Annotated in this window: 21 protein-coding genes and 1 tRNA gene; 12 read left to right on the plus strand and 10 right to left on the minus strand. The window is 60.0% G+C overall.

The window, feature by feature from the left end:
* Window positions 1-107: 107 nt before the first annotated feature.
* From HMPREF2894_RS01400 to HMPREF2894_RS01410, 3 genes are all read right to left on the minus strand, one after another.
* The gene (locus tag HMPREF2894_RS01400; RefSeq protein ID WP_070593769.1) at window positions 108-1127 is read right to left on the minus strand and encodes a glycosyltransferase; all 1020 of its coding nucleotides are present in this window, start codon (window positions 1125-1127) and stop codon (window positions 108-110) included.
* Between the two features lie 278 nt (window positions 1128-1405).
* Window positions 1406-3256, minus strand: a complete 1851-nt coding sequence (gene menD, locus HMPREF2894_RS01405) for a 2-succinyl-5-enolpyruvyl-6-hydroxy-3-cyclohexene-1-carboxylic-acid synthase (RefSeq protein ID WP_070593766.1) — start codon at window positions 3254-3256, stop codon at window positions 1406-1408.
* A gap of 92 nt (window positions 3257-3348) precedes the next feature.
* The gene (locus HMPREF2894_RS01410; protein WP_070593764.1) at window positions 3349-4392 is read right to left on the minus strand and encodes an o-succinylbenzoate synthase; all 1044 of its coding nucleotides are present in this window, start codon (window positions 4390-4392) and stop codon (window positions 3349-3351) included.
* Window positions 4393-4685: 293 nt separating this feature from the next.
* Between HMPREF2894_RS01410 and HMPREF2894_RS01415 the strand changes: the two genes are divergently transcribed.
* From HMPREF2894_RS01415 to HMPREF2894_RS01425, 3 genes are all read left to right on the plus strand, one after another.
* Window positions 4686-6380 (plus strand): phosphatase PAP2 family protein, encoded by a 1695-nt coding sequence (locus tag HMPREF2894_RS01415; RefSeq protein ID WP_070593762.1) that lies wholly within the window; start codon window positions 4686-4688, stop codon window positions 6378-6380.
* A gap of 167 nt (window positions 6381-6547) precedes the next feature.
* Entirely contained in the window at window positions 6548-6925 is a 378-nt protein-coding gene (locus tag HMPREF2894_RS01420) for a cupin domain-containing protein (RefSeq protein WP_049341046.1), read from the plus strand.
* A gap of 265 nt (window positions 6926-7190) precedes the next feature.
* Entirely contained in the window at window positions 7191-8024 is an 834-nt protein-coding gene (locus tag HMPREF2894_RS01425) for an oxidoreductase (RefSeq protein WP_049327512.1), read from the plus strand.
* 101 nt (window positions 8025-8125) lie between these two features.
* Here the strand turns inward: HMPREF2894_RS01425 and HMPREF2894_RS01430 are convergent, their stop codons facing one another.
* From HMPREF2894_RS01430 to HMPREF2894_RS01440, 3 genes are all read right to left on the minus strand, one after another.
* The gene (locus HMPREF2894_RS01430) at window positions 8126-8905 is read right to left on the minus strand and encodes an amino acid ABC transporter ATP-binding protein (protein ID WP_070677534.1); all 780 of its coding nucleotides are present in this window, start codon (window positions 8903-8905) and stop codon (window positions 8126-8128) included.
* A gap of 33 nt (window positions 8906-8938) precedes the next feature.
* On the minus strand, window positions 8939-9742 hold the full coding sequence (locus HMPREF2894_RS01435) for an amino acid ABC transporter permease (RefSeq protein ID WP_005504788.1): 804 nt from the start codon (window positions 9740-9742) through the stop codon (window positions 8939-8941).
* Window positions 9743-9874: 132 nt separating this feature from the next.
* Complete coding sequence (locus HMPREF2894_RS01440; RefSeq protein WP_070677536.1) at window positions 9875-10714, minus strand: ABC transporter substrate-binding protein; 840 nt, start codon at window positions 10712-10714, stop codon at window positions 9875-9877.
* A gap of 254 nt (window positions 10715-10968) precedes the next feature.
* Between HMPREF2894_RS01440 and HMPREF2894_RS01445 the strand changes: the two genes are divergently transcribed.
* The 4 genes from HMPREF2894_RS01445 to HMPREF2894_RS08900 all read left to right on the plus strand — a co-directional run bounded on the left by HMPREF2894_RS01445 (window position 10969) and on the right by HMPREF2894_RS08900 (window position 14933).
* Window positions 10969-11700, plus strand: a complete 732-nt coding sequence (locus tag HMPREF2894_RS01445; RefSeq protein ID WP_070677538.1) for a demethylmenaquinone methyltransferase — start codon at window positions 10969-10971, stop codon at window positions 11698-11700.
* 54 nt (window positions 11701-11754) lie between these two features.
* Window positions 11755-12816, plus strand: a complete 1062-nt coding sequence (locus HMPREF2894_RS01450; protein WP_070677540.1) for a polyprenyl synthetase family protein — start codon at window positions 11755-11757, stop codon at window positions 12814-12816.
* A 381-nt stretch (window positions 12817-13197) separates the two neighbouring features.
* Window positions 13198-14781, plus strand: a complete 1584-nt coding sequence (locus HMPREF2894_RS01455) for a sodium-dependent transporter (protein WP_070677542.1) — start codon at window positions 13198-13200, stop codon at window positions 14779-14781.
* 8 nt (window positions 14782-14789) lie between these two features.
* The gene (locus tag HMPREF2894_RS08900) at window positions 14790-14933 is read left to right on the plus strand and encodes a methionine/alanine import family NSS transporter small subunit (protein WP_080974509.1); all 144 of its coding nucleotides are present in this window, start codon (window positions 14790-14792) and stop codon (window positions 14931-14933) included.
* 100 nt (window positions 14934-15033) lie between these two features.
* Here HMPREF2894_RS08900 and rarD read toward each other — a convergent pair whose 3' ends face one another.
* Together rarD and HMPREF2894_RS01465 are read right to left on the minus strand one after the other, a co-directional pair.
* Window positions 15034-16005 carry an EamA family transporter RarD gene (gene rarD / locus HMPREF2894_RS01460; RefSeq protein ID WP_070677544.1) on the minus strand — a complete coding sequence of 324 codons (972 nt, stop codon included), beginning with the start codon at window positions 16003-16005 and terminating at the stop codon, window positions 15034-15036.
* A 188-nt stretch (window positions 16006-16193) separates the two neighbouring features.
* Window positions 16194-17531: a DUF6882 domain-containing protein gene (locus HMPREF2894_RS01465; RefSeq protein WP_049338046.1), complete on the minus strand. Its 1338-nt coding sequence runs from the start codon at window positions 17529-17531 to the stop codon at window positions 16194-16196.
* A 280-nt stretch (window positions 17532-17811) separates the two neighbouring features.
* On the opposite strand from HMPREF2894_RS01465, the gene HMPREF2894_RS01470 reads away from it, so the two are divergent.
* On the plus strand, window positions 17812-19146 hold the full coding sequence (locus HMPREF2894_RS01470) for an SseB family protein (protein ID WP_070677547.1): 1335 nt from the start codon (window positions 17812-17814) through the stop codon (window positions 19144-19146).
* A 133-nt stretch (window positions 19147-19279) separates the two neighbouring features.
* Here HMPREF2894_RS01470 and HMPREF2894_RS01475 read toward each other — a convergent pair whose 3' ends face one another.
* Window positions 19280-19870 (minus strand): Fur family transcriptional regulator, encoded by a 591-nt coding sequence (locus HMPREF2894_RS01475; protein ID WP_049341061.1) that lies wholly within the window; start codon window positions 19868-19870, stop codon window positions 19280-19282.
* Between the two features lie 194 nt (window positions 19871-20064).
* On the opposite strand from HMPREF2894_RS01475, the gene HMPREF2894_RS01480 reads away from it, so the two are divergent.
* Window positions 20065-20328: a hypothetical protein gene (locus HMPREF2894_RS01480; protein WP_005504804.1), complete on the plus strand. Its 264-nt coding sequence runs from the start codon at window positions 20065-20067 to the stop codon at window positions 20326-20328.
* Window positions 20329-20467: 139 nt separating this feature from the next.
* Complete coding sequence (gene htpX / locus HMPREF2894_RS01485) at window positions 20468-21352, plus strand: zinc metalloprotease HtpX (RefSeq protein ID WP_049341063.1); 885 nt, start codon at window positions 20468-20470, stop codon at window positions 21350-21352.
* 201 nt (window positions 21353-21553) lie between these two features.
* Here htpX and HMPREF2894_RS01490 read toward each other — a convergent pair whose 3' ends face one another.
* The gene (locus HMPREF2894_RS01490; RefSeq protein ID WP_049341065.1) at window positions 21554-22045 is read right to left on the minus strand and encodes a YajQ family cyclic di-GMP-binding protein; all 492 of its coding nucleotides are present in this window, start codon (window positions 22043-22045) and stop codon (window positions 21554-21556) included.
* Between the two features lie 141 nt (window positions 22046-22186).
* Between HMPREF2894_RS01490 and HMPREF2894_RS01495 the strand changes: the two genes are divergently transcribed.
* Window positions 22187-22573: a hypothetical protein gene (locus HMPREF2894_RS01495; RefSeq protein ID WP_049341066.1), complete on the plus strand. Its 387-nt coding sequence runs from the start codon at window positions 22187-22189 to the stop codon at window positions 22571-22573.
* A 237-nt stretch (window positions 22574-22810) separates the two neighbouring features.
* A tRNA-Tyr gene (locus HMPREF2894_RS01500) sits at window positions 22811-22892 on the plus strand.
* The last annotated feature ends 196 nt before the right edge of the window (window positions 22893-23088 follow it).

Genomic DNA, 23088 nt, shown 5'->3' on the forward strand with positions numbered 1-23088 from the left:
ACCCCGTATGCAATATGCCTCATGGGGCATAAATACAGGTGAGGGCTGGTTTCTATGATAGAAACCAGCCCTCACCTTTTATATACCCATAACCTTAGGGCACGTATTTAGCGCTGAACGTACTGGGCGCGCATTGCCTCGCAATCAGCCTGCAAAGAAGCCGGGACTTCACCCATTGCCTCGCAAAGCTGCACGAAACGGTGACGCCAATCCAGGTGCTGCAGCGCCTGACGAATCTGCTGCTCACCCTGCGCGGGGGTCCAACGGGAGACCGCATCGGCAACCTGCGCGAGGCCCGCGCGTGCATCCGCATGATCAATGTCGATGGTCGCGCCATCCCAAAGGATTTCACGTACGGTGGTGGTGTTCGGAACCTTGCCGACCACGGTCACGCCCGAAGCCAGGGCATCGGTCCAACGACCGGTGATGTACTCCTTGGTCGGGTGAGTGTACGGCGCCGGGCTGACCGAAGTGGAGAACGCCAGCAGGAACTTCGCGCGGTTCAGCGAATCCTGCAGATGCTGAGCCGACTCGCGGTCATTTGCACCGAAGGGCGGGCGGCCCTCAAAGCTCAGACCCAGCTCAGCGGCGAGGGCGGCGGTCGCCTCGTCATCTTCGTAGGCGGCGGGCTGACGGCCCACGCGCAGCAGGTCGGTGCTCTTTGAGCCCAGAGTAGCCAGACGGTCGCTGAACTTGCTCCAAACATCCGCACCCCAGGGCAGAACGCCGGGGTTCTTCACGCCCGCGGCAGTCCAGGGCTGAACGTCGTCAACATCCGCAACGAAAATACGGTCGTAGGTGGAGGACTTAGCCACCGCAGGAATACGGTCATCCCAGAAGCTATCAATCACCCAGCCGTAGACCGCGCCGTAGCGGCGGAACGCGAAGGAACGCTGCGAAATGGCGTACAGCTGACCGGGATCAGAAGCAATCACCAGGCAACGATTGGAACCGCCCTTGAGGCGGGGCAGGCGCGCCAGAAGCTTCGTTTCCTTGCTGAGGGATGCGCCCACATCCACGGTGTGCACGGTGCCGCCGGTGTAGCGGGCGAGAAGCTCCGCCATGGCGTGTACGGGAACCCAACCGGCTCCGGAGGGGACAGCAACAATAATATCGAGTGAGCTCATGAGAATCCTTGGGAGCGACGTCCGCCGCATGCACCGGACTCACCGGGGTAAAACCCCTGGTCGAGCGCGGTATGCGTTAGCGGTGAGAGCGTGAATGTTGATCAATGATAGATAGGGTGCCTTGAGTCAGCAGGTGCGCAGGAAAACGCGAAGGTAACGGCGAGTGAAACCGCTACGACCGGCTAACTTTTAGCCACGGAAGGCTACGGCACAGGTAGTTTTTAGTATATCGGTCAACCCTGCGCACGGGGCTTAGCCTGCCGCCTTTACGCGCGGCTTTAGGGTGTGTGAATGCGCACCTCAATGCCGGATTCGGTGCCGAAACCGGCGGCCATGCGTGCCAGGTCAGTGTTCGGTGCGGCAGCCACCGTGAAGAAGCGGTCTACCGCGGCGGTGAACTGCGCCTGACGAGCCATATCACCGTGTTCAAGGGTCGTGAAAATACCGCCGCCGGCATCGTCAAAGACCTCAACGCGCAGTTCGGGCAGAAGCTCAGTATTCGGCAGGTTCAGTGAGGAAACATCGTGCTGGAAGGTCAGGTCGCCGCACAGCAGGGTCACCGGCAGGGCGGCACCACCAACGACCGGGCGGGAGTTCTCATCCACGCCGGCGGGGTAGTAGCCCGACAGGGACACACCAATAGCGGTCGCAATCGTGCCGTCAATACCGGCAAGACCGCGGTTGGCGAACACGCGTGCGGGGGCGGGCTCACCCAGGGCGGGGGCTGCCGCATCCAAATCACGCACCAGGTTAGAGGAGCCCAACACCATGAGGCGACGCTGAGCCACCGCATCCTTCCAGACGCGGCGGGCGTAGGAGCGGCCGGCGGTGCGGTTGCGGTAATCGGTGTAGTCAACCGAGCTCTCAGCGCTGCCTACTGAACTCTCAGCACCGGGGTGTTCGTAGGCGGCAATGGCGCGCAGGCGCTCATCCTGCAGCTCGCGGGCGGGCTCAACCCACTGCTCTAGCCAGCTCAGCTCGTCCACCAGCTCATCAGCGGTAGCAGAGGATGCGCACGCAAACTCGGCGAGCTCGCGCGGGGTCGGCAGCTCCACGAAGGAGCGAGCGCCCGGCTCGTACCAGCTGGCGCGGCGCGGGGCGTAGAACGCGCACTGAATATCTTCGCGTTCCAGCAATGCGGTAATCGGGCGCGAAAGCGTCGGGTGGCCGAAGAGCACCACACGCTCAATCTGCGCGGCGGGGGCGAACGAACCATCAGCGAGCAGCTGCGGGTAGTGAGGAATGGAGGTTGCGCCGTGGCGCGCCTCGGAGGAAGGCTCCGCAAACAGCGGCAGGTTCAGCACGCGCGCGAACTCAGCCGCAAACTCGCCGGCACCGTCAGCGGCAACCACCACGGTGCGGTGCGCCGGAGTGAACTCCGCCAGGTCCGCCTGCGCCTCCAAGGAGTCCAGGAGCCAACGCTGCTCAGCGCTGGAGAGCCCCGAACCCTCGGCGCGGGCGGCGCGGGCACGGCCCTCAGCCTGCGGGTCGTAATCCTCCAGCAGGCTCTGCGCCCACTGCGGAAGCATCTGCGCAAAACGGCCAGAGGGGGTCAGCGGCGTATCGAAACAAATGTTCAGGTGCACCGGGCCAATCGGCTCCGCCGACTGCTTGCGCCAGTGCTCGGCGCTACGACCGGTCAGCGCATTCAAGCAGGCGGCAAAAGCCTGAGTCTGCTCGCCCTCCACCTGCTCGGGGTAGGAGGTCAGATCGGCTTCAGCACGCACAAAAGGATGGAAGAAACTCGCCTGACGGGTCGTCTGATTCACGCCGCTACCGCGCAGACGCTCCGGGCGGTCCGCGCTCAGCACCGCCAGGGGCACGCCGGTGTGGTACGCCTCCATGACAGCGGGCACGTACTCGCCCAGTGCCGTACCGGAGGTGCACACCAGGCCCACGGGCTGACCGGACGCCTTGGCAATACCCAGGGCGGTAAAGGCTGCACTTCGCTCGTCCACGCGCACGTGCGCAATGAGGGCGCCGGCTTCAGCGGCGGCGGCAATAGCGTACGCAAGAGGTGCGCTACGGGATCCCGGAGACACGACAACATGCCGCATACCGGCACGAATCAGCGAATCGAGCACGGATACTGCGGTGAGCATGGCGGGGGTTGAGCGGTTTTCAGTCACCGTACCATTCTAATGCCGAGGGCATTTTCCTTCAGTTATGGTTACCCTTCACGACCTCATCGTTACAGTGCTAACCGTTACACCGCTAACCGTTACAGATCAGCGGTGCGTTCCAGAACGCGGTAGCAGGCGGTGACGCGCTCCACCCACCACTGGTGGGTCTGCTCATCGGTGGCAAGACGCTCCAGGCGCTGCGGGCTGGGGGTGATGGCGCGCAGGTCCATGAACCCGTCACGGGCGATGAGCGGCTCATCGGTGACGTCCTCAGCCATGAGGGAGACCGTGCCCAGACCGCACCCGTACTTCAAAGTCGGAAGGGAAGCCGCCAGGGACGCACCGACACCAATGCCCACCGAAGACTCCAACGCAGAAGAAACCACCGCCGGAAGCTGCGCCTGCTCAACCAGCGCGAGCGCACGGCGTACACCGCCCAGCGGTGCCGCCTTAATAACCATGAGGTCCGCGGCGTTCGCGCGCGCCACCTTCAGCGGGTCTTCCGCCTTGCGGATCGACTCGTCTGCGGCAATGCGGGCGGGCAGCCCCTCCTTGGCAATGGCAAAGCGGAGCGCCGCCATATCTTCAATGGATGCCACGGGCTGCTCGGCGTAGATAATGCCGTACTCGCAGAGCTTGCGCAGCGCATCAAGGGCACCGGCGAAAGTGTAGCCCATGTTTGCGTCCACCTTCAGGCGTGCATTCGGGAGTGCTTCTCGTGCCGCCGCTACACGGGCAATATCGTCGGCGAGGCTCTGGCCCTTCTCAGCCACCTTGATTTTGAGTTCCTGAATATCACCGGCGTACTTGGCGAGCACCTCCGGCACACGCTCCGCAGGTACTGCGGGCAGAGTGGCGTTCAGCGGGATGCGCGTACGCACCGGCTCCGGGGTGGGCAGCCACGCCGCCTCCAGCGCGCAGGCAAGCCACGCCGCAGACTCCTGCGGACCGTACTCGAGGAAGGGCGCGAACTCGCCCCAGCCGTACGGGCCGCAAATCAGCGCGCTCTGGCGGCTATTGACCCCACGGAAGGTGACCGTCATCGGAATTTCGACCGTGAACAGGTTCTCCAGAACCTCCTGTAGCGGCGGCAGGGGAGTGTTCGTGAGGTGAAAACCGTAGCCGAGAGGCGGCACGCTCATACTGGTGTTCAAGGTATCTGCCCTTCTGTGATGCGCTATGAGCTCACCATAACATTCCGGGGGCGGGTGGGTGCGCTCGCACCCTGTCACGCATTCTCTGGAAACTCTCAGGTTGTGGTCGAAAAAACTTTAGTTTTTCATAGCTTAACCTGGGATAGTAGGTAGTTATTCGCCCGAGAACTCGGACGGTGCTTCGCATAAAACGGCAGCTTGGGGGCTACTGTTTTGAGGGGCTGGCATCGGCGGGCTCGGGTATGGCTAACAGACATGAGGGCGAGAAGGTACGAAGGGTTATGAAGAAGACACCGCAAGCGAATACATCAGGTTCGGGAAACTCCGGTTGGGAGAGCTCCGAAAACCTCGACGCTACCAGTGTGCTTCACCCCGATGACGTGCGTGCAGCCGCTGCCGATAACGCGCCCACTACGGTGTTTTCCTCTGATGAGACTGCGGTTCTCTCCGATTATCAGGACCCGACTGCGGTGCTTTCTGATTATCAGGACCCGACTGCGGTGCTTTCTGATTATCAGGACGCTACCCAGGTGCTCGCCTCCCACGAGACGGCTACCCCTGCTACTGCGCACAGTGATGACCGCACGAAAGTTTTGACGGATTACGGTTCCTCGCCGGCTAACAAAACTGCGCCTGCAGGTTCCATGAATACCGGTTCCGCGAACGCTGAATCGGCGAATACCGAAGTTATTTCTTCGCACCCCGACACCTCAGAGGTTATTGGTGCGACCCGTCCTTTGCCGCGCGTTTACCGTGCCCCCATTAAGATTCCTGAGACGATTCCCTCGCCGCAGGAACGCGCCTCTCAGGGGAACTACAGCGCGGATGAGCTGATGCAGGCTACGCGCCGCCTCGATCCGCCGAAGCCTCCGGTGAGCGGTTTCCCGCTGAACAATCAGATGGGTGCCTCCCCAATGGGTGCGCCTCAGATGGGCGCGCAGCAGCCTCTTCCCACGCGTGCGATGCCTCCGCAGGCACCTCCGCAGCCGGTGGCTTATCCTCCCGAGGCGTATCCTGCCGCCGCCTACCCGAACGGTGCGTATGTGCAGACCGGTCAGGTTCCCGTGGATGCTTCGGGCCGCCCTGTGAATCGTCCCGGCGAAGAGCAGGGGCACCATCTTCCGAGTACCGGTATTTTGATGCGTCACGTGATGGCGTTGCTGTTCTTGGGTCTGTCTCTCTACGGTGCGTTTGTGTTCTTCATTTACACGGCGACCGGCCAGCAGGTTGATGAGCAGGCGTACACCGAGTATGCGCATCAGTTCAAGAGTTACCGCGGTCCGACCCTGACTGCGCTGGATTCTTTGCCCACGATTGTTGGTGTGATTGCGGTGCTGGGTCTGATTGCGGTGCTGATTTGGAAGCACCGGTTCCTGCCCTCGCTGATTGGCGTGCTAGTTGGGGCTGCGGCGGTGACGAGTACATATCTGCTCAAGCACTACCTGATTGTGAAGCCCGACCTGGGTGTTCAGGAGGCGCTGAGCAACTCGGCGCCCAGCGGCCACACGACCTTCGCGGCGGCGGCTGGCGCGGCGCTCTTCCTAGCGGCGCCTCGTTTCTTGCGGCCCACGGTGGCTCTCTGCGCGGCGTTGGCGACCTGCCTGACGGGTGCCTCCACGATTATTAACGGTTGGCATCGCCCGGCGGATGTGGTGACCGCTATTCTGGTCACCGCCATCTGGACGGTCGTGGGTATGGGCGTGTTGCGTTATGTGCGTCCGGCAGATTTTGCGGTGCCGGCGCGCGGTGGTTTGGTGCTGGTGCCGTTGATGACGATTGCGACGCTGTTCCTGTCGTTCTGCGCGGTCATCCTGTATCTGATTGCGATTTTTGCGCCGATTCCCGGTGGTGCGTTTACCGCGGCGACCTGCATGATTATTGCGGTGAGCTTTGGTACGACGGCGTTGATGGTGAACCTGTTGCGTCCGCGTAATAGTAATCGCTCCGCCTATTCGAAGGTGTGGAGCTACCAGTAAGTATTGTTCCCCTCTCTGCGCGGGATGTTTCAGCTTGATGTGAGCTGAGATATTGTCCGGGTGCGGGGAGGGGAATACAATATAAGAAATTTAGTATTTTTAATACCAATATTAGAGAGGGGGTGTGTGCCCCCTTTCACTCACCCCTGAAGAGAAAGGTGCGTACCATGGCAGGTGCCCATGAAGGCCGCGTCCTCGTATTCCCCCAGCTCACCGAAGCGCTGACCCCCTTTGAAGATAAGCCCCAGGCCCGCAAGATCGTTGATGCCGACGGCGGCAACCTGACCCTCATGGAACTGGCTGCAGGCCAGTCCTGGCACGAGCACCACAGCGTCCACCCCGTCTTCGTGCAGGTGCTCAAGGGTGAAGTTATCTTCCACGTGAAGGACCGCGATATTACCCTGGTACCCGGCAAGCCGATTCACGTGACCGCCAAGCTGCTGCACTCCCTGCGCGCCGTGAAGGACTCCACCCTGCTAGTGACCATGCTGACCGGCGAATCGCACCCCGAACCCAAGGTTAACATCGACGTCGAAGAGGTCTAATCCCCGGCCTCTAAACCCCTGACCCCAAAACCCCCGACCTCAAAACATTAGCTCGCCGCCGCATCTGCGCAGGATGCCGCGGCGAGCTTTTTCTCTGTCTTCCTGCCCTCACATATGCCGGTGAGAATACCCTCACGCTACGCCCTGAGCTTTCTGCACGCCGGTTCACCCCGCGTGAGCGTACCCTGAAAGTACCCGCCCGCTAATATGCCCGCTACCACTGCAGGGAACAACCCGAAAGGGGAGCAACCCGAAAGGATACGCAATGCCCAAGTCACTGCAACGCCCCGTCGTTCTTCTCACCGGCGCCAGCTCCGGTATCGGCTACGACGTGGCGCCTCTACTGGTGCGCTATGGCTACACCGTCTACGGTGCCGCCCGCCGCGTTGAGAAGATTGAAGAGCTCGCCTCCGAGGGCGTGAAAGCGCTCAGCCTGGACGTTACCGATGAGGCGTCCATGGAAGCCGCCGTGCAGCAGATTATTGACGCAGAAGGCCGCATTGACGTGCTCATCAACAACGCTGGCTACGGATCCTACGGCGCCATTGAAGACGTCCCCATCGACGAGGCACGCCGCCAGTTCGAGGTGAACCTCTTCGGCCTCGCGCGCCTCACCCAGCTGGTGCTGCCGCATATGCGCGCACGGGGTAGCGGGCGCATCCTGAATATCTCCTCAATGGCGGGGCGTATTACCTCGCCCCTGGGTGCCTGGTACCACGCCACCAAGTACGCCCTCGAGGCGTTCAGCGATGCACTGCGCATGGAAGTTGAAGAGTTCGGTATTGACGTGGTCATTATCGAGCCCGGCGGCATCAAAACCCCCTGGGGACTCATCGCGGCAGACCACCTCGAGGAATCCTCCCGAAACGGTGTCTACGCGGCTCAGGCGCAGCGGGTTGCGGCAAATATGCGTAAGCTCTACTCGCCGTCCTCCAACCTCTCAGAGCCCAAGGTTATCTCTAACGCTATTCTGCGAGCCCTGGAGGCGCGCCGCCCCAAGACCCGCTACCTCGTGGGATTCGGCGCTAAGCCCTCCGTGTTCCTGCATACCGTGCTGCCCGACCGTCTCTTTGACAAGGTTGCGCGCCGTATCTTCTAGAACCGAAATAGCCGCGAACTAGAACATTAAAAAGCGGGCGGTGCTGCGCGAAACAGAATGTTTCGTACAGCACCGCCCGCTACGTTTTTCAAGAGCTAGTACTAGTCTACTACGGCGTGGGTCGGATCGAGCACGCGCGCCAAGAAAGCCCGAGTACGTTTGTGCTGGGGGTTGCCAATCACCTGATCGGCGGGGCCCTCCTCCACGACCACGCCATCGGCCATGAAGACGACCTTATCGGCGACCTCGCGGGCGAACGCCATCTCGTGGGTCACCACGATCATGGTCATGCCCTCGTCAGCAAGGTTGCGCATAATGCTCAGAACCTCGCCGACCATCTCCGGGTCGAGCGCACTGGTCGGCTCATCGAAGAGCATCAGGTCCGGGTTCATGGACAGCGCACGCGCAATAGCCACACGCTGCTGCTGACCACCGGACAGCTGAGCCGGGAAGCGGTCTTCCTTGCCCTCCAGACCAACCTTGGCGAGCTGTTCGAGGGCAACCGCCTCCGCCTCAGCCTTGGAACGGCCCAGAACCTTAATCTGAGCAATCGTGCAGTTATCCAGGATGTTCAGGTGACCGAACAGGTTGAACTGCTGGAACACCATACCCATGTGGGTACGCACGCGGTTAATGTCTACGTCCGGGTCGGTGACCTCGGTATCGCCCACCATGATGGTGCCGTCGTTCGGCTCCTCTAGCAGGTTCACGCAACGCAGCAGGGTGGACTTACCGGAACCCGAAGGGCCGATGAGGCACACGACCTCGCCCGGCTCGACCTGCATGTCAATGCCCTTGAGAACCTGAACCTTGCCGTAGGACTTGTGCAGGTTAGAAATGCGCACCGAGGAGGCGGCCATGGATGAAGTTGAAACAGTCATAGTATCTTCCGTAATCCGTATCTGTCGTTGCGCTTACTTGCGGCCCGCAAGCTGGGTGCGGCGCTCAAAGTATGCGGAGAGCTGGCCCAGCGGAACAGTGATAATCAGGTAGCACAGACCCGCAACCACCAGGGGAGTCAGGCCCGCGTTAGCGGCGGTCAGGCCCTCACGGCCGAACTTCGCCAGCTCGTACTGAGAAACCGTCACACCCAGCAGGTACACTAGGGAGGAGTCCTTGGTCAGCAGGATAACCTCGTTGGTCAGCGGGGGCAGAACAACGCGGAACGCCTGAGGAATAATGATCGAAATCATCGCGCGAGTGTGGGACATACCCAGGGAGCGTGCCGCCTCCATCTGGCCCTTCGGGATTGCCTGCAGGCCCGCACGCAGAACCTCACTGATGTAAGCAGCCGAAACCATACCCAGGGACAGGGTCACCGGAATCAGGTTATCCACGAAGCGGATCTTGAATGCCAGAGGAATACCGTAACCGAACGCGAAGAAGACCAGCAGTGCCGGGATGCCGCGGAAAAGCTCCACGTACAGGGTCGCAATCCAACGGTAGGGGGCGATAGAGGAAATACGCATGAGCGCCAGCAGCAGACCGCCGGAGAGGCCCACGATGAAGCCCAAGGTGGTGTACAGCAGGGTGTTCTTCAACGCCACGGTGATGACGTCGGGGAACTGCTGAGCCGCAACGTCCAGGTTGAATACCTGCTGGCTGAGGGTCTTCCAGTCAGCCAGAAGAATGGCTGCCAGGGCGATAACTGCCAGAAGGGCGTACTGTGCGTAGCGGAAGAGCTTCTGCTTCTGACGGGGTGAGAGTTTAGAGGACATGCGCTTTCTTATCCGTGTGCTGTTCGGTCAAGAGCGTTTTATACGCTCACAAGGGTAAAGACCGGAGAATCCCCCAACCCAAAAGTAATAAGGGTACTCCTGAATTGGGGGAGAGGCTAACCGGCTAAACGCTTAGGAAGCGGAGGAAGAGGCGCTCGCGGAGGTGGAGGAAGTGGCGCCAACCCACTTGGCCTTCATCTTGTCGAGTTCGCCGTTTTCCTTGAGCTTGGCGATGGTGGCGTTTGCCTTGGTTAGCAGCGCCTTGTTGTTGGAAGAAACTGCTGCGGCAATCTGCTCGGTGTTCTCAGAATCCTGGTACGCGATCTTGAAGGAGTCCGGGTCATTGGTCAGTGCCTCGGACACCACGGAGAGGTTCGCTGCGACTGCCTTGACCTGACCGGTCTTCAGGGCGGAGAACATGAGGGAGGTGTCTTCGTACTGGATGACCTCTGCACCGTTTTCCTTGGCGTAGGTTTCACCGCTGGTTGCCTGCTGCGCACCAACGCTCACGCCCTTCAGATCTGCGGCGGAGCTGATGGAGGAACCCTTGGGGACCAGGATTGCCAGGTTGTCGTCGAAGTAGACGGTGGTGAATTCCATCTTGCTCTTACGTTCATCGGTCACGCCGATACCCGCCAGGGCGATATCGCACTGACCGGTGGCCAGGCCGGTACCGGAGTCCAGGCCCTCAAAGCTGATGGAGGTCAGCTGAGCCTTCACGCCCAGATCAGAGGCGATAGCGTTGGCGATGTCTGCATCCAGCCCGACGATGGTGCCGTTTTCTTCGTATTCGAAGGGCTTGTAGGGGGTGTTGGTGCAGACGCTGAGGGTGCCGGACTTGACGAGGCTGACCTCGCCGTTAGGGTCGGTGTTCTCGTTGGCGGTGGAGACACAGCCGGTCAGCGCCAGGGGTAGCACTGCCAGCAGTGCGAGAGGCTTGAGGGATGCCTTTTTGAAGATTGCGGTGTTCATTGGGATGCTCCTGTGTGAGGTGTGTTCTATGAAATCTATGGTCTATTGTGCGCCCCCATGTTAAAAAATGCAAGTATATACATAAATATTCATAAATTTTTGCTGAATATGCATAAATTAATCCTCAAAGAGTGAATAAAACCCCGAACAAGCCACTCAAAAACCATCACAGCACGCCCCTTAGCGCGCCACATGACGCAACTACGGTTCACCCAACTATCGAATCCCCTAACCTCCATGCCACAATTGAGAGCGTGAACGCAGAGAAGAACACCCGCGCAACTCGCGCAACCCTGGACAAGAAAACCGGCGATATCGCCGCCATGTTTGATACCGTCGCCGAACGCTACGACCTCATGAACGGCATCCTCTCCCTCGGCCAGCACATCTACTGGCGTAAGCAGGCAGTCGCCGCCGTCGACGCACACCCCGGCCAGAAAGTACTGGACGTAGCCGCAGGTACCGGCGTCTCCTCCGAGCCCTTCGCCGACGCAGGCGTAGACGTCATCGCAGCAGACCTCTCCGAAGGCATGCTCGACGTGGGTCGCCGCCGCCGTCCCGACATGACCTTCGTGCAGGCGGACGTCACCGCCCTGCCTTTCGAGGACGAATCCTTCGATGCGGTCACCATGTCCTACGGTCTGCGCAACGTCGCAGACTACCCCAAGGCGTTGAGCGAAATCTACCGCGTGCTCAAGCCCGGCGGCCGCATCGTCATCCTCGAGTTCTCCACCCCGACTTTCGCTCCCTTCGGCGCGGTCTACAAGAACTACATCATGAAGGCAATTCCGCCGATTGCCCGCGCGATTTCCTCCAACCCCGAATCCTACGAGTACCTCGCCGAGTCCATCATCGCCTGGCCCAACCAGCAGGAACTGGCGCAGAAGTTCAAGGAGGCGGGCTTCACCTCCGTGCAGTACCGCAACCTCACCGGCGGCATCGTCGCCATTCACCGCGGTTTCAAGCCCGAAGCACACAACGCATAGACACCGCGTTCACACACCACCGAAGACACCAACACCAAGAAGATAGAAGACACCGTGAGCAACGCAGAGCAGCCCATTGCCGCAACCGACCTGCTGGGAGACCTCGACCTGAAGCTTCCCGCGGGCTTTGAACTCATCGCCGCCGACCCCAAGCTGGGTCCGCAGATTCTCTCCTCCCTGGCGCGTATTGAGGAGCGCCTGGCTGAAGCCATCTCCCAGACCGACCACCTGGCGGATGTCGCATCCCGCCACCTGCTCTCTGCGGGCGGTAAGCGCGTGCGTCCCCTGCTGGCGCTGCTCTCGGCAGCAGTCGACGGCGAAATCAACGATGAGGTCATCGAAGCCGCCGTGGTCGTTGAGCTGACCCACCTGGCAACCCTCTACCACGACGACGTCATGGATGATGCTCCCAAGCGCCGCGGTGTGGACAGTGCCCAGATGATTTGGGGTAACTCCGTCGCAATTCTGACCGGCGACCTGATCTTCTCTCGCGCCTCCCTGCTGGTGTCCGAGCTGGGTACCCGCCCCATGAAGATTCAGTCCCAGACCTTCGAGCGCCTGGTGCTCGGCCAGCTCTTCGAGACCACCGGTCCGCGCGAGGGCCAGGACCTGCTCGACCACTACATCGCCGTCATTGAGGGCAAGACCGGCTCCCTGATTGCCGCCGCCGGCGAGTACGGCTCCCTGCTTTCGGGTGCCTCCGAGGAAGTCATCTCCATGGTCAAGGCGTACGGCGAACTGGTTGGCGTGGCATTCCAGCTGGCGGACGACGTCATCGACATTGTCAGCGACGGCAAGACCAGCGGTAAGACCCGCGGCACCGACCTGCGCGAGGGCGTGCCGACCCTGCCGACCATCCTGCTGGACCGCGCGGTAGCCGCCGGCGACGAATCTGCTATCAAGGTTCGTGCACTGCTGGATGCCGATCTCAGCTCCGACGAGGCGCTGGAGACCGCTGTGGAGGCGCTCGCCGCCCACCCGGTCACCCAGGAAGCATGGCAGATCGCCTACGATTGGGCGGACCGTGCAATTGCCGCGATTGCTCCGCTGCCCGAGTCCACCGCGAAGGCTGCGCTGGAGTCTTTCGCTCACGCTGTGGTTCACCGCGAAGGCTAAAACCCGCCGTGTAGCGTGTACCCGAGTCTAACGACTTCCGGGTGTCTCATACTTCAAAACCCCCGCTGAATCTGCCCGGATTCGGCGGGGGTTTTCTGCGTTATGACTAGTCGGCGCCGATTTTAGGGGTGCTTTGGGGCTCCTCTTACCCTCCGAAAGCTTCCGCATGCTGGGGTCTCCTTGACCGCTATATGCCTTTAAGGTAATCCTTATAGGCATGCCTGAGGCGCACATCCACCCTTCAGACGTTTGACGGCTCCCATGCCCAACCCCGTGTTGGAGAGCCGTTTACTATTTCTGGACGCGAGCAGAGCCCAACCACCCCGACGGGTTATTCTCGCACCAACCATCCGCGTCCCCACACATTCGAGGTTTACAACTATGGGAGCATCTACCCCTAAGGCGCCCACGAAGCGCGAAGGCTTCTCTAGCCGTCGCGTCTTTATCTTTGCCGCCATCGGTTCTGCTGTTGGTCTGGGCAATATTTGGCGTTTCCCCTACATCGCATTTGATAACGGCGGCGGCGCCTTCATGATTCCCTATATTGTCGCCCTGCTGACCGCCGGTCTGACCTTCCTTTTCTTTGACTACGCTATCGGTCACCGTGCGCGTGCGTCGTCCCCGCTTGCTTTCCGCCGTCTGAACCGTAAGACCGAGTTCATCGGCTGGTGGCACATGGGTATTAACTTCGTCATCGCTATCTACTATGCCGCTATTGTGGCGTGGTCGCTGCGTTACATGGTTTTCTCCTTCACCAATGAGTGGGGCGATAACCCGAAGGCGTTCTTCAATGGCGAGTTCCTGAAGGTCGCAGAAACCCCCGGTGTCTCCCTGGACTTCAACATGAACGTCCTGATCCCCATGGTTCTCGTGTGGGGCGTCCTGCTTGCTGTGATGGCTCTGGGCGTTCAGAAGGGTGTGGGTGCAGCCAATATCATCTTTATCCCGCTGCTGCTGGTCATGTTTGTTGGTCTGGTGATTTACTCGCTGACCCTGCCCGGTGCGGCCGATGGTCTGAATGCTCTGTTCACCCCCAGCTGGGACTCCCTGGCTAACCCGGATGTGTGGGTTGCTGCCTACGGTCAGATTTTCTACTCCCTGTCCATTGGCTTCGGTATTATGATTACCTACTCCTCCTACCTGAAGCCTAAGACTGACCTGACCGGTTCCGGTGCTGTGGTTGGTTTCGCGAACTCCGGATTCGAGCTTCTTGCTGGTATCGGTGTGTTCGCGGCTCTGGGCTTCATGGCTCAGGCTGCTGGCACCCAGGTGAGCGAGGTTGCGACCAGCGGTATTGGTCTGGCGTTCATCGCGTTCCCGACCATTATTTCTCAGGCACCCGGCGGCGTGCTGATCGGTATCCTCTTCTTCGGCTCCCTGCTCTTTGCTGGTTTCACCTCCCTCATTTCAATTCTTGAGGTGATTATCGCCGGTATTCAGGATAAGTTCGCGACCTCCCGTCTGGCGTCTACCATTCTGGTGATTGTTCCGATGGCTCTGATTTCGCTGCTGCTGATGCCGACCACCACCGGCCTGTACGTGCTGGATATTCTCGATAACTTCGTGAACCTCTTCGGCATTCTGGCAGCCGGCCTGTGCGCCATTATCGTGGTTGCATACGTGGTGCGCGCACTGCCCGCTCTGGCTGATCACCTGAACCGCTACTCCTCCATCAAGGTCGGCAAGATCTGGATGGGTCTGCTGGCTGTCGTGACCCCGCTGATTCTGGGTTACTCTCTGATTCAGAGCGTTATCAAGCTGATTGCGACCCCGTATGAGGGTTACCCCGCGGATCTGCTGGCGATTTTCGGTTGGGGTATGAGCGCACTGCTTCTGGTTGGTGCGATCGTTGTTTCTCTTCTGCCCTGGTCGAAGAAGTCTCGTGCGGCTGAAGAGCCGCCGGCGCCTCCGGTGATTTCCGGTCAGGTGGAGCACGGCCACGTTGATTCGACCATTACCCGTTAGGAGCCCTCATGTCTATCTCTGCAATTGTGATGCTCGTTGTGGCAATCCTGATCATTTGGGGTGGCCTGGGTTTGGCTCTGCTGAACCTGCACCGTCAGCCGGATCTGGATGCTCTCGACGATGCTGCTGAAGCTCAGGGTTCTGAGCTTTAGAGTGTGAACGCGATATAAAGTGATGCCCCGCAGGCGTTAGCCGGCGGGGCATCACTGTGTTTTGTTCGGGACTGTGTTTTGTTCGGGTTGGGGGAGAGAGCTACTTGCTCTGTACGTCTTCAGCCTGCACGAGCGGGATCATGCCGGTTTCCGGGTCGGACAGCGCGGAGGCGCGGTAGGTGCGGGAAGCGCGCACCGCATCCACGGTGAAAATGATGAGCGCAATCCAGATGAGGCTCAGACCCAGCACCTTATCGGCGCTCATCTGCTCGTGCAGAACGGTCAGCGCCAGAACAAACTGGATGGTCGGGCCCAGGTACTGAACCATGCCAATGACTGACAGCGGTAGAGCCTTGGTAGCCGCCGCAAAGAGCATGAGGGGCACAACGGTGACCACGCCGGTGGATGCGAGAAGCCAGAAGTGCCCGGCACCTTCGCTGAAGAGGGTCATTTGTCCCTGAGCATTGAGCACAAAGAGGGCGGCAATGCCGAAGGGCGCCAGAATCAGAGTTTCGAGAGAGAGTGAAACGATGGGGCTCACGTCGTGGGCTACGCGTGCCTTGAGCAGGCCGTAGATGCCGAAGGAGAACGCCAGGCCCAGACCCGTCCAGGGCACCTGACCGTAGATGAGGCTCATCATCAGCACCGCGATACATGAAATTGCGACGGATACCCACTGCGCGGCGCGCAGGCGCTCCTGCAGGAAAATCACGCCCAGCACCACGGAGACCAGCGGGTTAATGAAATATCCCAGGGACGCATCAATCGTGTGACCGCTGGTTGTTGCCATCACGTAGATAAGCCAGTTCGCGCAGATGAGGAACGATGCCGCCGTTAGCACCAGCATGATGCGGCGGTCCTTGAGGGCGCGGCGGAAGTCCGCGGTTGCCCGCACAATCGGCAGTAGCAGGGCGCAGAAAATGAGGGAGAAGACCACTCGCGCCACCACAATCTCAATCGGTCCTGCCGGCGCCATCAGCACAAAATACAGGGGGAGCAGACCCCAAATGATGTAGGTACCGATGATGGTGATAAACCCGTTACGGGTGGTGTGCTTCTGCGTTTCTGACATGGTTTCGTCTGACCTGATTCTTCGGTTACGTTCTTCTAAGCTATTCATCGGGATGCGCCAGCTGGGTACCCACACAGGTTTCGATGCGCGCACACTACTGTACCCGATACGGGGTGCAGCATACGCTAGGGACGCCTCAGGCGCGGTACCACGAGGATACCGCGCCTGAGGAATGCTGCGTATTCGGTTTAGAGGCCGAAGAAGCGGGAGAAGAAGCCCTTCTTCTTGGGCTGCTCTGCCTCGCGGCGTGCAGTTTCTTCCTGCTCGCGGCGGGCTGCCTCTTCGTGTTCTGCCTGCAGATCGGGAGCTGCGCCAGCGTTGCGGATGGGCTCCACGTGCTGCTCTTCGTATTCTGCTGCATCCTGCTCGACCTCGACGGGCTGCGCAGCTGCAGTCTCAGCGGCGACCGGCTCCTCAGCGTACTCTGCGGAAGTCTCAACGGTCTCGTACTCGGGCTGCTCGGCGCCGATGGACTCGTCGGTGTAGACGCGAGCCTGTTCGGTCTCTTCTGCCTCGTACTCGCCGGGCAGGGTCTCCACGGTGACCAGGCCGGGCTCTGCGTACTCTGCCGGCTCCTGATCGAAGGGAGCCTCGTCGGCGGGGTAGAGGTTCTCGGTGCTCTCGACGCCGGGTACCTCGGTGTCTGCGACCGGTGCGTGCTCGGCGATCTCGACGGCGCGCTCTGCATCAGCCTCGGCACGTGCGGCGGCGCGTTCTGCTGCCTCCTGCTCGCGCTGTGCGTTCTGAGCGGCTGCCTCTGCGGCTGCCACGCGCTCAATCTCGGTGCGCAGTGCGGCGAGGGATTCGCGACGCTGTGCGGCAGCGGCTGCGCACTGCTCCAGAACCTCGGGGCCAACCTGAGGCTCAGCCTGCTCGATGCCGCTGATGCGACCCTCGTCGAACCATAGGCGCAGGGCACCGTCGGTTGCAGTCAGCACGGCGGTTGCCTCGGTGTCCCAGGCGATGTGGAAGCCGCGCTGCTGAGCGTAGGAGTCCACCGCCAGAACCTGGTTGTGTACCTCTTCGCTCTGCAGGGTCTTAGCAATGACGCGGCCAATACCCTTGTAAGTCGGTGCCTCGAGGGTCAGCTCGGCACCTTCCAGCAGGGTCCATGCGCGCACGCCAGCGCCCGCGGGCAGCGGGTAGTGTGCGTACAGGCCGCTGATGGTCTTGGTTGCCAGGGTCAGGCGGCGTGCCAGGGACTCGGAGAGGGGCAGCTCGTCGGTGGTCAGTTCGGCCAGGCCGTCACGCTCACCGGTTTCGCGCGCCTGAATAGCGGCGGAAACAACGGAGTCGGGGAAGTAGCCCAGCTGCTGCCAAGACCAAATCCAAGTACCGCGGTTCTCGGATTCGGTGCCCAGCAGGTGCGGCTTGAGCGAAAGCGGGGGAGTGGTCTCAAAATCCAGAGACTGGGAGGTGAAATCCACGTTCCACTCGGAGGTACCCACGAGCTCAGCGAGTCGAGCCTGGTACTCGGTGGAGATAAAGATCGATGCGTCGATAAGGTCCTGCAGAGAATTCGTCATGCTTCAAGATTATCAACCTTTTAGCGTTCACTATGCCGTGTATCCCCGGTTTTGGGGTGCGCTTTAGGCGTATTGGACGTTAAGAGGGTCGAATGCGCCGTCTGTAAGAGGTGTAGGGGAGAGGTAGAGCATATATCTTTCGGCGTAAACTATCTGCGTTGAGTGCCTGTGTTCGTTAGAATCGAAGAGACGGCTTCTTCCGGCACCCTGTAAGCCGACACTACGACCGAACACGGATGCCTCCAGCCGCGCCGTATTCACACTCAAGGATGTATGAACTATGACTGAACCCCGCCTCGCCGAGACGAGTAGCCGTGCCGCGCGCATCCAGGATGCGCTGAACAACATTGGAAGCTGGCTGCTGGATGTCGTTAGTGTTGACCCCGGCTGGAGTGAAATGGTGCTGGACGTCAAGCCTCTGGCAGGTCAGATTTTTGTGCGTGTGCGTGAATTCCGCGACGGTGAAGAGTTCATTGGCACTATCGGCCCGCTCAAGGACGGCTCGCCCATTATTGCTGAGGTTCGTAAGCTGCAGCGTGCCGCCTACGACGGTAACCGCGGCACCTGGTTCACCGCCTCCATTGTGGTGGCGGCAACCGGCTGGCCGAACCCGCAGTTCAGCGTGGGTGCCTCCTATAACCGTGACGATGAGCCCGCCAGCTGGAAGAATGAAGGCACCCTGACCGCGACCGACGTGCGTGAGCACCTGACTGAGTTCCCGCGTGACGCGTCGCGTATCCCCGCCTGGGCTCGTGAACGTATGGAGGGTCGCGCCCGCCACTCTGCCGCCGCGGCGCTGTCTTCGAGCGAGCACGAGATTCCGAACCCCTACCTGGTCGCCGCTCTTGAGACGTTCCGTAACGATGTGCAGGAGCGAACCCTCATTAACGTGGTTCGCACGATGCTCGGCGGCGACGTTCTACTGGATGCGACCGGTTCCCTGCTGATTCCGTCTGAGACCGACCCGATGGGCCCCGAGTCGGTGCTGACCCACCAGGTCATTCGTATGCCCGAGACCGGTATGCAGGCGCTGTGCGTGTTCTCCTCCTCCGAGCACATTGGCAAGAGCTACGTGCGTCAGGAGTCCGAGGGCGACGAGCTGATTCTGCGTGAACCGGCGATGAAGGTCTTTATCGATTTCCTCGGCAACGAGGCGCTGGACCTGATTGTGGTTGACCCCGGCACCGACCACGAGTGCTACATTGAGCGCGCTCAGGTGCAGTGGATTGTCACTTCGCCCCGTAACGACGGCGCGAAGATGGCGCTGACCCAGGACAACATGCAGATGCTGCTCGGCTCGCTGGTGTCCCCGGCGTCCGTGCTGCTGGTGGGTGTTGACCCGGCTGACCCGTCCGGTACCTCTTTCGTCTTTGACCCGGATGAGAACGGCAACCCGCAGAGCCTGCTGGTATTCACCTCACCCATTGAGATTGCGGCGCTGGACCCGCATGTTGAGGTGCGTTCGGCGAACGCCCTGGATATTCTGCGTTACGCCCTGGAGATTGGTGCTCCGAGCGTGAAGGTGAACGCGATTAACCCCTCCACGGTGTTGACCGCGGCGCAGATTCGCGAGCTGCTGGAGATTGTGGATTCGCAGCCCCGTATGGGTGCCTAAGCTCCTGGATTGAATAACAGTTCCTGCACCGAATAACTTAAACCGTTGAGGCGGCGACACGAGTAGTGTCGCCGCCTCAACGGTTTAAAAGCTCTCATGACCGAGCCTGCCTGAGACTCCCGGGGCTATAGGGTTATGCCCCCAGGATGCGCGTTGCCGCTTCCTGCTGGGTGCGGGCGAGTGCCGCCTCCTGCTCGGTCTGGCAATCTACGCACACGCCCTGGTAGAGCACGTCTGCGCTGAAGAGCGCCATGCCGTGAAAATCGCTGGGGGTCAGGCAGGGTGCGGAGCCGACCGCGCAGTCCACGTCTTCGACCTTGCCGCAGCGTACGCAGAAGGCGTGGTGGTGGTTGTCGCCCGTGCGGGTTTCGTAGAGGGCGGGGGTTCCCGGCGGCTCAAACTTACGCAGCAGGTCGATGTCGGTCAGGTCGGCAAGAATCACGTAGACCGACTGAACCGTAATGGCGGGGATGCGCTCGCGGACTGCCTGCACGATGGTGTCGGCGGTGGAGTGCGGGTGTTCCTGCACTGCGTGGAGTACGGCGAGGCGCTGCTTGGTGACGCGGCGGCCCCTGGCGCGCAGCCCGGTGGTCCATGCTTCTTCGAGCTGTTCAGGGCTCATTGCGGAGAGCATGGGCAGGCCGGTGGTGTGGGCGCAGCCGGTATTGTGGTGGTCTTGGCTTTGAGCCTTCTTCGTGTCGGAGGTTGTCTTTGCGTCGGTCATAGGTTTAAGTCTACACGTTATTATGAGAAATTCATCATTATTTTATGAAAAGCTCATAATAAGCCGGCAAGGCGTCCCTTTCATCCACTCTGTGGCGCCCCTCCTCGCCCCGGCCTCGGGTGTGAAGAGATGCCGTACAATCAAAGAACCTAGAGTAACCCGTACCGGCGATCACCATCAAGGAGGATAGGGTCATGGTGTACGACTTCACAAACCCCATCTACATTCTGCTGATGATTCTGCTCTTCGGTGTGCCCATCGTGACCCCGGTGATTTACGGCCAGTACCGCAGTACTACCACTGGTTTTGATCTGGAGGGTCAGCTGATGCTCGGTCTGCTCTTCATCCTTTTTCTGGGCGCGTACGGCACGATTCTGCTGCTGGGTATTTTCCCCACTGCTACGGCGCAGGTGCTGGAGCAGGTGCCCCTGGTGAATATTCCGGGCGCTATTCCCTAATCCCTTTTGAGCTTTCGGCGCATGGGTGACGCTCTGGGTGAATCCGCGTGCCATAAGGTGCGCCCGCGGGTGCTTGCACGTATTCTATAGAGTCAAGTACACGCTGTACGCACTGACCTAATTGTTCAGGAGGATACCCATGCACAGCCATAACAACGGACTGAAAACTGCCCTGTTGATGGGCTCCATGGTGGGCATGATGTTGCTCATCGGTGGCCTGCTTTCGGCGACTTTCCGCACCTCCATTTTCATCTGGGTTATGGGCCTGTTTAGCTTGGGTTCGGTCGTGTACACCTACTGGAACTCCGATAAGCTCGCCCTACGTTCCATGAATGCTTACCCGGTCAGCCGTGAAGAGGTTCCGGTACTTTACGACATAGTGGAGGAGCTGTCCTCCCGCGCGGGTCAGCCCATGCCCGCCCTCTACGTGGCACCGACTATGACCCCGAACGCGTTTGCGACCGGCCGTAACCCGCAGAATGCGGCGGTGTGTTGCACTGAGGGTATTTTGCAGTTGCTGGATGAGCGCGAGATGCGCGGCGTGCTCGGCCACGAGCTGATGCACGTGTACAACCGCGATATCCTCACCTCTTCGGTGGCGGCGGGTATCGCCTCCATCATCGGTACGATTGCGCAGATTCTTTCGTTTGGCGCGATGTTCGGTGGATCCAACCGCGATGGTGAACGTTCCAACCCCCTCGCCATGTTCGTGGTTGCTATGCTGGCTCCCATTGCTACTCAGGTCATCCAGATGGCTATTAGCCGCACCCGTGAATTTGATGCCGACGAGGACGGCGCACGTCTGACCGGCGACCCGCTGGCTCTGGCTTCGGCACTGCACAAGCTGGAGAGTGGCGTGTCCATGTACCCGATGGACCCGAACAACCGTAGCACTGAGGCGGCGAGCGCCATGATGATTGCGAATCCCTTCGGTTCGCTGAAGAGCATGCTCTCTACTCACCCGCCGATGGATCAGCGTATTGCGCGTCTGCAGCAGCAGGCTCGTGAGATGGGTCAGTACTAAGTCTTTTTGTCGCCCTCATCTCTGGGCGTGAATATGACCCGGGGTGACGATTGTGACCCGCGATGACGGGTTGGCAGACAAAAAATCCTCGGGGTGGCTACTGTGGAAGTAGCCACCCCGAGGATTTTTACGTTTCGGCTTCTAGTCCTCTATCCTCACCCATCGCTGGGCGGGGATAGAGGGTGAGAGCCTCGCCTGAGCTTAGCGGTAGTTGACGAACTGCAGGTCAATCTCAAGATCAGCGGACTTGAGCATTGCAATGACTTCCTGCAGGTCATCGCGGGACTTGGAGGAGACGCGCAGCTCGTCGCCCTGGATGTTCGCCTTTACGCCCTTGGGGCCCTCTTCGCGGATCATCTTGGAGATCTTCTTTGCCTGATCCTGCGCGATGCCTTCCTTGATGGAGCATTCGATGCGGATTTCCTTGCCGGATGCGTAGGGCTTGCCGGAGTCCAGGGACTTCAGGGAGATGCCGCGCTTGACCAGCTTGGACTGGAAAACGTCCAGCACTGCCAGTGCGCGCTCTTCGGCGTTTGCCTTGATGAGGATCTTGTCGCCGGAGTAGTCGATTTCTGCGCCAACGCCACGGAAGTCGTAACGCTGGGAGATTTCCTTCTGCGCCTGGTGCAGTGCGTTAGAAACTTCCTGCTTGTCCACCTTGGACACAATGTCGAATGAGGATTCGCTAGCCATGGGTTTTCCTTTCGTGAATGAGGTGCTACTGGCACCGGTTAGTACTAGCCTACCGGGTTGGGGCTCTTGTTCACAGCTAACTAACAGAAATACGGGCCTGTTTTACAGGCGTTACCAACCTAAAAAGAGGACAATAGAGATATGACCATTCATAACCTGTCTGCAACGGACGCACACACGAGCGAGGAAGCTCACGACCTGCAAACCCTGCTCTTCATTGACTTGCATACCTCTCTGGGCGCTGAGCCCGAAGATATTCCTGAGGCTGAGCGCCTCAGCGAGTCTGACCACCACGATATTCACCTTGACCTGCACGAGGAAGATGCTGAGCCTTCTCTCTTTGACGGTATCGGTATCACCCTGACGGAACCTTCGCTGGTGGCACGTTTCCGTGGCGTTCGCCGTGACCTGGAGCGTGAGATTGCCGGTGACATGTGCACCGTGGAGCAGGCGCGCCGCTATCTGGAGCACCTGGAGATTGTGCTTCTGCTTGAGCAGGATGGCGATACTCCTTCCCGCTCCTTCTAAAACTGCTGTAGGCGGTGGCTTTATTCGCGGCTTTATTCATAAGGTGAGAGCGTGGGCGCTGCGATAGATATGGGCGCGCGGTGAGCGTGCGCTGACGCTCTTGTGTGACGAAAAGACGATAAATACAACCAGATATATAACCTTCGTCACAAAACTCTATGTGAAGTGTACAAGTCCCTAAAACTGCTGTAGAGTAGTCTCTGTTCGCTTGAGCGAGCAACTAGCACCTAGCTAGGCGGCAGGTTACCCGAGCGGCCAAAGGGGGCTGACTGTAAATCAGCTGGCACTGCCTACGGGGGTTCGAATCCCTCACCTGCCACAAATAGCCCGGTTACGAAAGTAACCGGGCTTTTGTGTATCTAAAACCAGTTTTATAGCGGATTCCGCAGCCGCTTTCCAACCCAGCTGCTTTCCACCGCGGTAATCTTCCACCACAGTGGTCTTCCACAGCAACGGTCTTTCATGGTTGCGCCCGTATTTTCTGGGTGCCCGCATTGGGTGCTTTCCTCAGGATG

It is taken from the genome of Rothia sp. HMSC066G02, from assembly GCF_001813145.1.
Taxonomy (GTDB): domain Bacteria; phylum Actinomycetota; class Actinomycetes; order Actinomycetales; family Micrococcaceae; genus Rothia.